This is a genomic window from Embleya sp. NPDC008237 (assembly GCF_042956465.1).
Lineage (GTDB): Bacteria > Actinomycetota > Actinomycetes > Streptomycetales > Streptomycetaceae > Embleya.
The window spans coordinates 461,788-475,411 of sequence record NZ_JBIBGL010000003.1 but is presented as its reverse complement, the minus strand read 5'-3'; the positions used below and the strand labels follow the sequence as shown (position 1 = coordinate 475,411).

The following is a 13,624-nucleotide window of genomic DNA, read 5'->3' as shown; positions in this document are numbered from 1 at the left end:
CGGCGCCGCGCTCAGCGGCGGAGGGCCTCCAGGCCGAGCAGCGCCACGTGCAGCGAGAGACAACTCTCCACCTGATCCAGGTCGACGCCCAGGATCCGCTCGATGCGGTGCAGCCGCTCGTAGAAGGACGGGCGGGACAGGTGCGCGGCGTCGGCTGCCGCGGACTTGTTCCGGCCGTGGTCCAGATAGACCTGGAGCATCGCGATCAGATGGGTGCCCTGCTGCGCGTCGTAGGCGAGCAGCGGACCGAGTTCGCGCTCGACGTAGGTCTGCAACCGGGCGTCGTCGCGGAGCAGGTGCAGCAGCCCGCGCAGGCGCACGTCGGGCAGCCGGTAGAAGGCGGCCTTGCCGCCCTGGTGCAGGGCGGCGTCCGCGACCTGGGTGGCCTCCAGGAGCGAGCGGCGCGCATCGCGCACCGCGCCCACTGAGGAGCCGACCGCGACCACGATGTCGTCCGCGAGGTCCGGGGCGAGCCGGCGGATGGCGGCGGAGAAGCCCTCCAGCGCGCCGTCCTCGGTGTCCTGCGAGGCGAGCGCGACGAGCAGCCCGACGTTCTCGTCGTCCAGCCCGCCGACCAGGGCGGCCAGCCGGCGTTCGCGCACCGCCGCGGCGGCGATCTCGGTGAAGTCGCGCAACCGGGCCTGCGATTCCAGCGCGGCCGGGGTCACGCTGCGGCGCAGCCGCAGCACCACGCCGACCAGGCGCCGGCCCTCCAGCGGGACACCGAGCGCGCGGGCCCGCAGAGTCACCTCGGCCACCGTGTAGGAGTGGGTCAGGATCCCGGACAGCAGGGTGCGGTGGGTCTGCCGCTCCAGGCTCTCCCGGTCGCGCACCACCAGCCGGTTCAGCGCGAGAGTGGACGCGGCCCGCTCCAGGAGCATGGTCTGCTGTGCGGGCGGCGGTGTGCCGTCGCCGACCAGCACCAGCCGGCCCCAGTCGTGGCCGCGCGCGCCGACGGTGGTCACCAGCCACCCGGTGCGTTCGTCGAACGCGGTCCGGGCGGTCAGTCGCAACTGTCGGGAGCGGTCCTCCCAGTTCTCCAGCAGGGTCTCCGCGACTATTCCGGCCGCGTCGTAGGCGAGCACCTGGTGTGCCAGGTTCTCCAGGATCACCGGGCGGCCGGCCATCCGGGACGCCTGCCGGACGATCTCGGCCGGTTCCGCGCCCTCGACCGCGAGCTCGTTGAACGCCTGGTGCACCGCCTCGGAGGCCTGCAACTCGGCCAGCTGGGCGTCGATGATCAGCCCGTGCACGGCCTCGGTGATGCCGATGAAGCGGGTCTCGTTGCGCAGGGTGATCACCGGCAGGCCGACCTGCTCGGCCGCCGCGACCAGCGCCCGCGGCAGCTGCTCGGTGTAGCGCCGGCCCAGCTCGACCACGAGTCCGGCCGCGTCCACCTCGGCGAGATCGCGGATGTAGCGTTGCAGGCCCTCGCGCTCCTCGGGGAGCGCGATGCCGGTGGCCATCACCAGTTCGCCACCCTTGAGCAGCCGGGTGACGTCCGGCAGCTCGCTGATGTGCACCCAGCGCACCGGCCGGGCCAGGCCGCGTTCACCCGCGACCACCTGCGGGCGGCCGCGCTGGACGATGTCGAGGGCCAATACGTCGGCGACCGTGGGGAACATCCGAAAACCTCCGCGAGCTGACAACGGCCCGACCGCGACGGCGGTTGGTTCCCGAAGGAAGCGGGAATTCGCGAGCAATCTGTAAACGGCTCGGCGGGCGACGCTTCCATGGTGACAGGTCGGCGCCCGGTTCGACCCCGGACCCCTGGGTTCGGCCGGGCGATTGGCGACCTGTAAAGCCCACGCCGCCCTACCTGTCGATGTGCCTGTTGCGGCACCCCGTGTCGAAACGGCATCGTCCTACGCTGACGCGGCTCACGCGCATACCCACCGCACGCAGCGCCCGTCTGCTCATCGAAAACCCCCTTGGAGGGCTCCCATGCCTGTGCAGGACTTCGGCAAAGGTCATCAGTACGTCGGGGGACAACTGCGGCAGGGCTCGTCCGGAGAGACCTTCGACGTCGTCGACCCGGCCACCGGCGAGACGGTCGAGACGGTCACCCTCGCGAACACCTCGGACGTGGACGCGGCGGTAGCCGCCGCCAAGGGCGCCTTCCCGCAGTGGTCGCAGGCCACCCCGGGCGAGCGGGCGACCGCGCTGAACCGGCTGTCGGTGCTGCTCGAGGAGCGGGCCGAGGAGTTCGCCCGGGTCGAGACCGCGCAGGCGGGCAAGCCGATCCGGCTCAGCACCGAGTTCGACGTGCCGGGCACGATCGACAACACCGCGTTCTTCGCGGGCGCGGCCCGCAACCTGGAGGGCAAGGCGGCCGGCGAGTACGCGGCCGGCTCCACCTCGATGGTGCGTCGTGAGGCGATCGGCGTGGTCGGCTCGATCGCGCCGTGGAACTATCCGCTCCAGATGGCCGCGTGGAAGATCCTGCCGGCGATCGCCGCAGGCAACACGATCGTGCTCAAGCCGGCCGAGATCACCCCGCTGACCTCGTTGATGTTCGCCCGGGCGTGCGCCGACGCGGGCATCCCGGACGGCGTGGTCAACGTGATCACCGGCAAGGGCCGCACCGTCGGCGAATACCTGATGGGCCACGCCGACGTGTCGATGGTCTCGTTCACCGGCTCCACCGGGGTCGGCAAGCGGGTCGGCGAGGTGGCGCTGCAGACCGTCAAGCGCCTGCACCTCGAACTCGGCGGCAAGGCCCCGTTCGTGGTCTTCGACGACGCCGACCTGGACGCGGCGATCAACGGCGCGGTCGCCGCATCGCTGATCAACTCGGGCCAGGACTGCACCGCCGCGACCCGCGCGTACGTGCAGCGCCCGCTCTACGACGCGTTCGTGGCGGGCGTCGCGGAGCTGTACGACGGCGTGCGCCTGGGCGACACGATGGACCCCGCGACCGACCTCGGCCCGCTCGTCTCGCGCCGCCAACAGGAGTCCGTGGCCGGCTTCGTCGAGCGCGCCCGCGGCTACGGCGCGACCATCGTGACCGGCGGCGAGATCCCCGGCGGCGAACTGGCCAGGGGCGCGTTCTACCGCCCGACGCTGGTCACGGGTGTGGCCCAGGACAGCGAGATCGTGCAGGACGAGATCTTCGGCCCGGTCCTGGTCGTGCTGCCGTTCGACAGCGATGAGGAGGGCATCCGACTCGCCAACGACACCCCGTACGGCCTGGCCGCCTCCGCCTGGACGCGCGACATCTTCCGCTCGCTGCGCGCGACCCGGGAGATCCAGGCCGGCTGCGTGTGGGTCAACGACCACATCCCGATCATCAGCGACATGCCGCACGGCGGTTACAAGGCCTCCGGCTTCGGCAAGGACATGTCGCAGTACTCCTTCGACGAGTACACCCAGGTCAAGCACGTGATGTACGACGGCACGGGAATCGCCCGCAAGGACTGGCACCGGACGATCTTCGGAGCCCGGTAACCACCCCCATCGAACGGGCGGCCGAGGACGCGAGTCCTCGGCCGCCCTTGCGGCCGGCGAGCGGGTTCGGGGCCCGCGGCGCGGCGAGAGGAATCATGACTGAGCAGCAGCGGGCCGGCGCCTCCGGCGACGTCTCCTTGGCGGGCCTGAGCAAGCACTACGGTGACTTCACGGCCGTCCGACCCATGGACCTGACGATCCCCGCGGGATCGTTCTTCGCCCTCCTCGGTGCCTCGGGCTGCGGCAAGACCACGACGCTGCGGATGATCGCCGGACTGGAGCAGCCCTCGACCGGCAGCGTGAGCATCGGCGACCGCGACGTCACGGCGCTTCCGCCGTACAAGCGCCCGGTGAACACGGTGTTCCAGAACTATGCGCTCTTTCCGCACCTGAGCGTGACCGACAACGTCGGCTTCGGCCTCAAGCGGCGCGGCATCAAGGACACCCGGAAGCAGGTCGAGGACATGCTCGACCTGGTCGAGCTCGGGCACCTGGCCAAGCGCAAGCCGACCCAACTCTCCGGCGGTCAGCAGCAGCGGGTCGCGGTGGCCCGGGCGCTGATCAACACGCCGCAGGTGCTGCTCCTGGACGAACCGTTGGGCGCGCTCGACCTCAAGCTGCGCCGGCAGATGCAGCTCGAACTCAAGCGCATCCAGACCGACGTGGGCATCACGTTCGTGCACGTGACGCACGACCAGGAAGAGGCCATGACGATGGCCGACACGATCGCCGTGATGAACGGCGGCCGAATAGAGCAACTCGGCTCCCCGGTCGAGCTGTACGAGGCGCCGCGCACCACGTTCGTGGCCAACTTCCTGGGCCAGTCCAACCTGGTCGAGGCCAAGGTGACCGGGCGCGCCGACGGCGATCTGCTGTTGGACGCGCAGGGCAACCGGCTGGCGCTGCCCGCCGCCCGCTCGGCCGCCGACGGCGACCACCTGGTGATGGGCATCCGACCGGAGAAGATCACCATCTCCTACGCGGCGGACGCGAAGGTCGCGGACAACCGCAACCGCCTCGACGGCGGCGTGATCGTGGACGCCGCGTTCATCGGCGTCTCCACGCAGTACGTGGTGCGGATGCCGTGGGGCCAGGAGTTCACCGTGTTCGAACAGAACATGGAGCGCGACCCGCGCGTGGTGCCCGGGGCGACGGTGACCCTGCACTGGAACCCGGGGCACGGCTTCGGCCTGGAGTCGGGCGACCTGACCGCGGGCATCGCCGAGGCGAGCGAGGACGCCGCGTGAGCGCGCTCGGCACCCTCGGCGCGGGCACGACGGGAGGTGCGGACACCAAGACCACGGAGCTCAAGCGGCGCGGCAGGTGGGTACCGTACGCGCTGCTCGCGCCCGGCCTGCTGTGGCTGGTGGTCTTCTTCGCGATCCCGATGGTGGTGCAGGGCTCGACGTCGCTGCAGACCGGCAACCTGACCAAGGGCTACGACCTCACCTGGCACTGGGCCACCTACTGGGACGCGCTCGACCAGTACTACCCGCAGTTCCTGCGCTCGTTCGGGTACGCGGCCGCGGCGACCGTGATGTGCCTGGTGATCGGCTACCCGCTCGCCTACGCGATCGCGTTCAAGGCCGGCCGGTGGCGCGGCATGTGGCTGGTGCTGGTGATCGCGCCGTTCTTCACCAGCTTCCTGGTCCGCACGCTGGCCTGGAAGACGATCCTGGCGGACAACGGGATCGTCGTCGACGTGCTCAACAAACTGCACTTCACCAACGTCACGGCGTTCCTCGGCCTGACCCAGGACGACCGGGTGCTGGCCACGCCGCTCGCGGTGATCTGCGGTCTGACCTACAACTTCCTGCCGTTCATGGTGCTGCCGCTGTACGCGTGCCTGGAGCGGATCGATCCGCGCCTGCACGAGGCCGCGGGCGACCTGTACGCGTCGCCGCGGACCACCTTCGCCAAGGTCACCTTCCCGCTGTCGCTGCCGGGCGTGGTCTCCGGCACGCTGCTCACCTTCATCCCGGCGTCCGGCGACTACGTCAACGCGCAGTGGCTCGGCTCGCCGGACACCGGCATGGCGGGCAACGTGATCCAGACCCAGTTCCTGCGGGTGCTGGACTACCCGACCGCCGCCGCCCTGTCGTTCATCCTGATGTTGTTGATCGTGCTCATGGTGACGGCGTACATCCGCAAGGCGGGGACGGAGGACCTGGTCTGATGGCCGTCGTCAACTGGTTGCGTCGCAACGTCATCGTGCTGTTCGGCCTGCTCGCGCTCGGCTACATGACACTGCCCAACATCGTCGTGCTGATGTTCTCGTTCAACGACCCGAACGGGCGCTTCAACTACACCTGGAACGGCTTCACGCTCGATGCGTGGGAGGAGCCGTGCGGGGTCGCCGGCATCTGTGACTCGGTCGCGATCAGCATGAAGATCGCGGTCCTGTCCACCCTGATCGCCACGGCGCTCGGCACCGCGATCGCGTTCGCGCTCGGCCGGTACCGGTTCCGGGCCCGCGGCGCGATCAACACGCTGCTGTTCCTGCCGATGTCCATGCCCGAGGTGGTGATGGGCGCCTCGCTCGGCACGCTGTTCCTGAACATGCGGATCAACACCGGCTTCGTGACGATCCTGATCGCGCACATCATGTTCTGCCTGAGCTTCGTCGTGGTCGCGGTCAAGGCCCGTGTCCTGGGCATGGACCCCAAGCTCGAAGAGGCCGCACAGGACCTGTACGCCTCACCCACCCAGGTGTTCCTGCGGGTGACCCTGCCGCTCGCCGCGCCCGGCATCGGGGCGGGCGCGATGCTCGCCTTCGCGCTGAGCTTCGACGACTTCGTGATCACGAACTTCACCTCGGGCAACACGGTCACCTTCCCGATGTTCGTGTACGGCGCGGCGCAGCGCGGCACGCCGCCGCAGATCAACGTGATCGGCTCGGCGATGTTCGTGATCGCCGTGCTGATCGTGATGATCGGGCAGATCCGTGCCTCGCGGCGAGCCAAACAGCGGGCGTAGTTTCGCCTGTTGGATGATGATCAATCCCAGATCTGTAGCTATGCGGTGAAATCGCCGGGGCCCGACAAGGCGGCCCCGGCGGGCACTGCGAAAGTGGTGAAACCCCATGGGTCCCCGGAACACGTCGGATCCTGCTCCCTCGGTCGAGGCCATCCGCTCGCTCGCGGACGCCGCGCCCACCCCCTTCTGGCTCGACCAAAGCGACCGTCCGGAGCCGTGCGCGGCCCTGGTCGGCGACGACCACTGCGATCTCGCGATCGTCGGCGGCGGCTACTCGGGTCTGTGGACCGCGCTGATCGCCAAGGAACGCAACCCCTCGCGCGATGTGGTGCTGGTCGAGGCGCACGAGATCGGCTGGGCGGCCTCGGGCCGCAACGGCGGATTCTGCGCCGCGAGCCTGACCCACGGCTTCTACAACGGGCTGGATCGCTGGGAGGGTGAACTCGCCCGGCTGGAGCGGCTCGGCGAGCACAACCTCGACGAGATCGAGGCGGCGATCAAGCGCTACGGCATCGACTGCGACTTCCGTCGCACCGGCGAACTCAGCGTCGCGACCCAACCGCACCAGGTCGAGGAACTGCGCGAGGAGATCGACCTCGCCCGCCGGTACGGCACCGAACTGACCTTCCTGGACCGGGACGAGGTGCGGGCGGAGGTCGACTCGCCCACCTACCTCGCCGGCGTCTGGGACCGGACCGGCTGCGCGATCATCGACCCGGCCCGACTGGCCTGGGGCCTCAAGGCCGCGTGCGAGTCGCTGGGCGTGCGCATCCACGAGCGCACCAAGGTGACCGAACTGGCCGAGCACGGCTCGGGGATGGTGCTCAAGACCGCGTACGGCCGGGTCTTCGCGGGCAATGTGGCGCTGGGCACCAACGTCTTCCCGTCGCTGGTCAAGCGGCTGCGGCCGTTCGTGGTGCCGGTCTACGACTACGCGATGATGACCGAGCCGCTGAGCGCCGGGCAGCTCGCGGCGATCGGCTGGCACAACCGGCAGGGCATCGGCGACACGAACAACCAGTTCCACTACTACCGGCTCAGCGCGGACAACCGGATCCTGTGGGGCGGTTACGACGCCGTCTACCACTACGGCTCCAAGCTCTCCTCGGACCTGGACCAGCGCCCGGAGACGTTCGCGAAGATTGCGCAGCACTTCTTCGAGACCTTCCCGCAGTTGGAGGGTCTGCGCTTCAGCCACACGTGGGGCGGCGCGATCGACACGTGCAGCCGCTTCTCGGCGTTCTTCGGGACGGCGTACAAGGGCAAGGTCGCGTACGCGCTGGGCTTCACCGGTCTGGGGGTGGGCGCCACCCGCTTCGGCGCCGAGGTGATGCTGGACAAGCTCGACGGTCGCCCGACCGAGCGCACCGAACTCGAAATGGTCCGCACCAAGCCCCTCCCGTTCCCGCCGGAACCGATCAAGTGGGCGGGCGTGACGATGACCAAGTGGTCGATGGACCGCGCCGACAAGAACGCCGGCAAGCGCAACCTGTGGCTGAAGGCGCTCGACAAGGTCGGCATGGGCTTCGATAGTTAAGACCGCGCTGCGCGCGGAGGTGGCTGCGCCACCGGTGGCCTCCGGCCGCTCTCCTCGCGCGCTCCTCGATCACCGCACGCGATCAAGTCGTGGGCGCCGGCGCGCCTTGGGGCAGCCGGGTGAGCATGCGCCTCACCCGGCTTCCGGCGCGTTGTGCGCGAGATCCGGCGGAGGCCGCGGGGCCTATTCGTCCGCCCCTTCGCGGTAATTCCGTAGCGTCGTCCGAAACGTAACGGGTGGTGCGGGCGGGCAATAGCCACGCCGACCGAGACGGTCTGTAAGGCGAACGGCCCAACCGCCGACACTCTGAAGCTTGAGCCCCTCCCACCCGGCCAGCAGACTGGCAAACCGTACGGGGCTTGTGCGGCCCCTCGCCAAACCCGCATCCCCCGGAAGGTCGGACCGTGACGAACCACGTAACCCACTGGATTGCCAACGCGGAGTGGACCGGCGTCTCCGAGCGTCGGGGCGACATCCACAACCCCGCCACCGGCAAGGTCACCGGCACGGTCGACTACGCCTCCGTGGCCGAGGTCGACGAGGCCGTCTCGGTCGCCGTCCGGGCCTTCGCCGGCTGGAAGAACGCCTCGCTCGCGAAGCGCTCCTCGGTGCTCTTCAACTTCCGTGAGCTGCTCAACGCCAAGAAGGACGAGCTCGCCGCGATCATCGTGGCCGAGCACGGCAAGGTGCACTCGGACGCGCTCGGCGAGATCGCCCGCGGCCAGGAGGTCGTGGAACTCGCTTGCGGCATCCCGCACTTGCAGAAGGGTGGGCACTCCGAGCAGGCGTCGACCGGCATCGACGTCTACTCGATCCGCCAGCCGCTGGGTCCGGTCGCGATCATCTCGCCGTTCAACTTCCCGGCGATGGTCCCGATGTGGTTCTTCCCGATCGCGATCGCCACCGGCAACACGGTGATCCTCAAGCCGAGCGAGAAGGACCCGTCCACCGCGAACTTCCTCGCCGACCTGTGGAAGCAGGCCGGTCTGCCCGACGGCGTGTTCAACGTCGTGCACGGCGACAAGGTCGCCGTGGACCGGATCCTGGAGCACCCGGACATCAAGTCCGTCTCGTTCGTCGGCTCGACCCCGATCGCCAAGTACGTGTACGAGAACGGCACCCGCTACGGGAAGCGCGTGCAGGCCCTCGGCGGCGCCAAGAACCACATGCTGGTGCTCCCGGACGCCGACCTGGACCTGGTCGCCGACGCCGCGGTCAACGCCGGTTTCGGTGCGGCCGGCGAGCGCTGCATGGCGATCTCGGCCCTGGTCGCGGTCGAGCCGATCGCCGACGAGCTGATCGCCCGGATCAAGGAGCGGATGACCAAGCTCCGGGTCGGCGCGGGCAACGACGCCGCCTCCGAGATGGGCCCGCTGGTCACCCGCCAGCACGCGGACAAGGTGCTGTCGTACGTGCGGGCCGGCGAGGACCAGGGCGCGACGCTCGTGGTGGACGGCCGCGAGCACCCGATCAACGGCACCGACACCGCCGACGGCTACTGGGTCGGCCCGACCCTGTTCGACAACGTCACCCCCGAGATGTCGATCTACACCGACGAGATCTTCGGCCCGGTGTTGTCGGTCGTGCGGGTCGAGTCCTACGACGAGGGCCTGGCGCTGATCAACGCCAACCCGTACGGCAACGGCACCGCGATCTTCACCAACGACGGCGGCGCCGCCCGCAGGTTCCAGAACGAGGTCGAGGTGGGCATGATCGGCATCAACGTGCCGATCCCGGTCCCGGTCGCCTACTACTCGTTCGGCGGCTGGAAGAACTCGCTGTTCGGCGACCTGCACGCGTACGGCGCCGACGGCGTGCAGTTCTTCACCCGCGGCAAGGTCGTCACCCAGCGCTGGCTCGACCCCAGCCACGGCGGCATCAACCTGGGCTTCCCGACCAACGACTGACGCTCGCCCGCCTCGGCGAGCCCGCGCTCCCAGGCCGTGTCCAGCCCGCCCGACCCCAATGACGTGGTCGGGCGGGCTTCGTCGTCCGGGGTCCGCACCGACCCCGGTCCGCTTCGCCATTTCCTCCGTACGCCTTCCCTGGCAGCATGCGTGACGGGTCGTCAGATGATCAGTCTGCGACCGTTCACGGACGTGACAGGGGAATGGCGCATGCCCATCGAAGACGGTCCGGCCGGCGATACCGCCATCCGTTTGATCCAGATTTCCGACGTGCACTATCGGGACGCTCCGGGCACCCACGGGTTCGTGCAGCACGATCCGGACGCCGGGCTGGCCGCGACCCTCGCGGACGCCGCCGACGCGCTCGCCGCCGCCGATGTGCTGGTGGCCTCCGGCGACCTGGCGGACACCGGCGAGCCCGGGGCCTACCGGCGGCTGGGGGACGTGCTCCAGGAACTCCCGGTGCCCGTGTACTGCCTGCCCGGCAACCACGACAACCACGACGCCTACATCGCGGGCCTGCCGCGCACCGGCGTGCACCTGGAACCCGCGGTGCGGATCGGGTCCTGGCTGCTGCTCATGGTGGACACCAACGCGCTCGGCCGCGAGCACGTGGGCGAGGGCGTGTACCGCGACCTCGACGACCGGATGACCCGGGCCGACGGGCCGGAACTGAGTGCGCCCGAAGCCGCCCGGATCCGGGAGATCCTGGCCGGTTCGGACGCCGAGCACGTGCTGCTGTTCGTGCACCAGCCACCGCTCGCCGAGATCTGCCCGAACCTGGACCCCTCCGGTCGACTCGGCGCGCTGCTCCGCGACTTCGGGCACATCCGGGCCATCTCCGGCGGCCACCTGCACGGCGCGCTGGAAGGCGAGTTCGCCGGCGTACCGGTGTTCGTGGCGCCCTCGACCACGTACAGCATCGACTACGCCGGCAAACACTTCGACGGCCCCGGCTACCGCACCTTCACATTGCATCCGGACGGCCGGGTCGAATCCGCCGCGCACACCGCGCCCGGTCCGATCACGGACACCATGCGCGCCAAACCCGCACCGCGCTTTCTCACCGATCTCATGCTGGGCGTGGTGACCATCGAGGAGATGCGCGAGATGAGCGACGAGTGGTTCGAGGCCAGGTTCGGCGAGCCCCGTCCGGTCCGCGGCGCCTGAGTCCGATCCCCCGCACGGCCACGACCACAGCCCGACCAGCACGAGGAGACACGTGACACAGCATCAGGCGGACGCCGGACTCGCCCTCGAAGGAATCCGCAACTTCCGCGACATCGGCGGACTGCCCACCGCCGACGGCCGGCGGGTGCGGGCCGGTCGCTACTTCCGCAGCGGCCACCTGGCCAAGCCCACGGAGGCGGACCGCGCCGTCCTGGCCGACCTGGGCATCCGGCTCGTGGTGGACCTGCGCAGCCCGGCCGACATCGAACTGGACGGCGCCGACGTGCTGCCCGACGGTGCCCGGTGGCTGAACCTGCCGATGTCCGATCCGGCCCGCCACTCGGACTTCTGGAAGGATCTGCGCAGCGCCGACCTGAGCGTGCTGCGCGAGCGGCTGGGCAACGGGCGCGCGGAGAAGTCGATCGCGGCGGACTACCGCGACCAGGTGGTGAGTCGGGTCGACCGGCACGCGCAGATGTTGCGCGCGATGCTCGACGCGGACGGCCTGCCGGTCGTGGTGCACTGTTCGGCCGGCAAGGACCGTGCCGGGATCGCGGCGGCTCTGGTGCAGCGCATCGTCGGGGTCTCCGCCGACGACGCGGTGGCGAACTACCTGATCAGCAACGACCCGGGCAACCGCTACGAGCCGAACAGCGACAAGCTCGCGATGCGGCCGGGCCTGCTGGAACTCTTCCAGCCGTTCCTGGAGGTGCGCGAGGAATACCTGCGCGGCGCGCTGGAGGTGATGGACACCCACTGGGGCGGCTTCGACGCCTACCTGGAGCAGGGTCTGGGCCTGGACGCGGAGCGGCTGGACCGGCTGCGGGCGATGCTGCTGGAGGACTGAGCCGGATCCGGACGAGCCCGAGGACGGTGCCCACAGGAGGAGGCACCGCCCTCGGGTCGGTGCGGCGTACGACGGTTGCCGCGGGCCGCCGAGAATCAGGAGTCGTCGGCCATCAGCTTGATGTTCCAGCGGGTCTCCTGACGCGGACGCAGGTAGACCACCCAGTACAGCGCGGCCAGGACCAGCACCCCGCCGGTGATCAGCAGGGCGCGGGTCGGCTGCTCGGTCAGCACGTAGATCATCGACGCGATCAGGAGCACCGGGATCGCCGGCCACAGCGGCATGCGCCAGGCCTGGGTGCTCTTGTGCGCGCCCTTCCGGGCGACCAGCACGGCGAGCGCCACCACCAGGTAGAGCGCGGCGACCGCGACGCCGGTGACCTCACCGAGGATGTCCAGGTTCACGAAGCACAGGAGCGCGCCGGGCACCCCGACCACCAGCGTGGAGACCCACGGCGAACCGAACCGGTTCACCTTGCCGAAGGCCCGGTTGATCGGCTCGGGCCAGGCCCGGTCGCGGGCCGAGGCGTAGACCACGCGGGAGTTCTGGATCACCATGACCACGCCCGCGTTGATGATCGCCAGCGCGATGCACAGGCCGATGAAGGTGGCCGTGCCGTGGTTGGACCAGCCCTCGACCAGGCCGAGGATGTCGCCGCCCGCCAGGGTCGCCTGGTCCGGCGCGCCCAGCGAGATCGCGACGGTGGGCACGATCAGGATCACGCCGCCCAGGCCCAGGGTCCACAACACCGTGCGGGAGACCGTGCGCCGCGGGTTCTCCATCTCCTCGGCCAGGTAGACCGCGGTGGAGAAGCCCTGCAGGGCGAACAGCGCGCCGGCCATGCCCGCGATCAGCACACCCATCTTCAGCGGGTCCGTCGTGTTGCTCGCGGCGTCCACGACGACCTCGGGCTTGATCAGCGTCGAGGTCGCCTGGTTCACGTTGGCGAAGCCGAGGAAGGCCACGATCGCGGCGGCGATCACCTCCAGGGCCAGGAAGACGCCGGTCACCCACGCGTTCGCACGCAGGTCGAGCAGCCCCATGACGGTGGCCAGGATCATCACCGCGGCGCCGGCCCACATCGTGTCGAACGTCGCGATCGAGGTCAGATACTCGGCGGTGCCCAGGGCGATGATCGGCGGCACGATCATCACCACGATGGTGGCGATGATGAAGACCAGCCAGCCCATGAAGCGGCCCATCAGGGTGCCGACCATGGCGTACTCGCCGCCGGCGCTGGGGATCAGGGTGCCCAGCTCGGAGTAACAGAACGCGACGCCGACACACAGGACGGCGGCCACGACCAGGGCCAACGCGGTTCCGGAGCCGAGCGTCTCGAACATCCCCGGAACGATCACGAACAGCGAGGACGCGGGGGTCAGACAGGAGAGTGTGAGCAGGGTGCCGCCGACGACTCCGATGGAGCGCTTGAGCGGGGCGGGGGTGCCATCGGCGTCGAGGGTGACTGGAGTCAGGGTCCCGGACGGCGGTGGGGTTGTTTCAACAGCCATGTGCGCTACCTCTGCGGGACAGCGGGGTGCGGTTATCGCCTCCGGGACGGATATGAGCCGTTCGTGCCTTCCGAACGGTGCGGCGTAATACAAACGCCCGTTTGATCACCCGTCAAGATCCCGTTGGCAACTGATTCCGTAGGGAGTGCGCCCAGATTTCATCGAATATCGCTTCAAGCTGGCATCTGATGGTACGTAATCCGCAGACTCGGCTGCGGGAAAAGTTTTC

General features: G+C 69.5%; 10 protein-coding genes. 8 read left to right on the top strand and 2 right to left on the bottom strand.

Features of this window, described 5'->3' with window-relative positions:
• Positions 1–11: 11 nt before the first annotated feature.
• The gene (locus tag ACFZBU_RS08995) at positions 12–1,625 is read right to left on the bottom strand and encodes a PucR family transcriptional regulator (protein WP_391582810.1); all 1,614 of its coding nucleotides are present in this window, start codon (positions 1,623–1,625) and stop codon (positions 12–14) included.
• A 319-nt stretch (positions 1,626–1,944) separates the two neighbouring features.
• Here ACFZBU_RS08995 and ACFZBU_RS08990 point away from each other — a divergent pair, with 319 nt between their 5' ends.
• From ACFZBU_RS08990 to ACFZBU_RS08955, 8 genes are all read left to right on the top strand, one after another.
• Positions 1,945–3,447, top strand: coding sequence for a gamma-aminobutyraldehyde dehydrogenase (locus ACFZBU_RS08990; RefSeq protein ID WP_391582809.1), 1,503 nt, complete (start codon positions 1,945–1,947; stop codon positions 3,445–3,447).
• Positions 3,448–3,542: 95 nt separating this feature from the next.
• Entirely contained in the window at positions 3,543–4,694 is a 1,152-nt protein-coding gene (locus ACFZBU_RS08985; protein WP_391582808.1) for an ABC transporter ATP-binding protein, read from the top strand.
• Positions 4,691–5,623: an ABC transporter permease gene (locus tag ACFZBU_RS08980; RefSeq protein WP_391582807.1), complete on the top strand. Its 933-nt coding sequence runs from the start codon at positions 4,691–4,693 to the stop codon at positions 5,621–5,623. Before ACFZBU_RS08985 ends, ACFZBU_RS08980 begins: the two co-directional genes overlap by 4 nt.
• The gene (locus tag ACFZBU_RS08975; protein WP_391582806.1) at positions 5,623–6,423 is read left to right on the top strand and encodes an ABC transporter permease; all 801 of its coding nucleotides are present in this window, start codon (positions 5,623–5,625) and stop codon (positions 6,421–6,423) included. The genes ACFZBU_RS08980 and ACFZBU_RS08975 overlap by 1 nt, the downstream gene beginning before the upstream one ends.
• Positions 6,424–6,529: 106 nt before the next feature.
• Positions 6,530–7,960, top strand: a complete 1,431-nt coding sequence (locus ACFZBU_RS08970; RefSeq protein ID WP_391582805.1) for an NAD(P)/FAD-dependent oxidoreductase — start codon at positions 6,530–6,532, stop codon at positions 7,958–7,960.
• Between the two features lie 404 nt (positions 7,961–8,364).
• Positions 8,365–9,867, top strand: a complete 1,503-nt coding sequence (locus tag ACFZBU_RS08965) for a CoA-acylating methylmalonate-semialdehyde dehydrogenase (RefSeq protein ID WP_391582804.1) — start codon at positions 8,365–8,367, stop codon at positions 9,865–9,867.
• A gap of 210 nt (positions 9,868–10,077) precedes the next feature.
• Entirely contained in the window at positions 10,078–11,037 is a 960-nt protein-coding gene (locus ACFZBU_RS08960) for a metallophosphoesterase (protein WP_391582803.1), read from the top strand.
• A 52-nt stretch (positions 11,038–11,089) separates the two neighbouring features.
• Entirely contained in the window at positions 11,090–11,884 is a 795-nt protein-coding gene (locus ACFZBU_RS08955; RefSeq protein WP_391582802.1) for a tyrosine-protein phosphatase, read from the top strand.
• A gap of 95 nt (positions 11,885–11,979) precedes the next feature.
• Here ACFZBU_RS08955 and ACFZBU_RS08950 read toward each other — a convergent pair whose 3' ends face one another.
• On the bottom strand, positions 11,980–13,395 hold the full coding sequence (locus ACFZBU_RS08950) for an APC family permease (protein WP_391582801.1): 1,416 nt from the start codon (positions 13,393–13,395) through the stop codon (positions 11,980–11,982).
• Positions 13,396–13,624: the final 229 nt, after the last annotated feature.

What these genes read in the sequence shown, in the direction of transcription:
- ACFZBU_RS08985 (WP_391582808.1), top strand. Translation starts at nt 3,543, where the DNA reads ATGACTGAGCAGCAGCGGGCCGGCGCCTCCGGCGACGTCTCCTTGGCG.
- ACFZBU_RS08960 (WP_391582803.1), top strand. Translation starts at nt 10,078, where the DNA reads ATGCCCATCGAAGACGGTCCGGCCGGCGATACCGCCATCCGTTTGATC.
- ACFZBU_RS08950 (WP_391582801.1), bottom strand. Translation starts at nt 13,395, where the DNA reads ATGGCTGTTGAAACAACCCCACCGCCGTCCGGGACCCTGACTCCAGTC.
- ACFZBU_RS08975 (WP_391582806.1), top strand. Translation starts at nt 5,623, where the DNA reads ATGGCCGTCGTCAACTGGTTGCGTCGCAACGTCATCGTGCTGTTCGGC.
- ACFZBU_RS08970 (WP_391582805.1), top strand. Translation starts at nt 6,530, where the DNA reads ATGGGTCCCCGGAACACGTCGGATCCTGCTCCCTCGGTCGAGGCCATC.
- ACFZBU_RS08990 (WP_391582809.1), top strand. Translation starts at nt 1,945, where the DNA reads ATGCCTGTGCAGGACTTCGGCAAAGGTCATCAGTACGTCGGGGGACAA.
- ACFZBU_RS08995 (WP_391582810.1), bottom strand. Translation starts at nt 1,625, where the DNA reads ATGTTCCCCACGGTCGCCGACGTATTGGCCCTCGACATCGTCCAGCGC.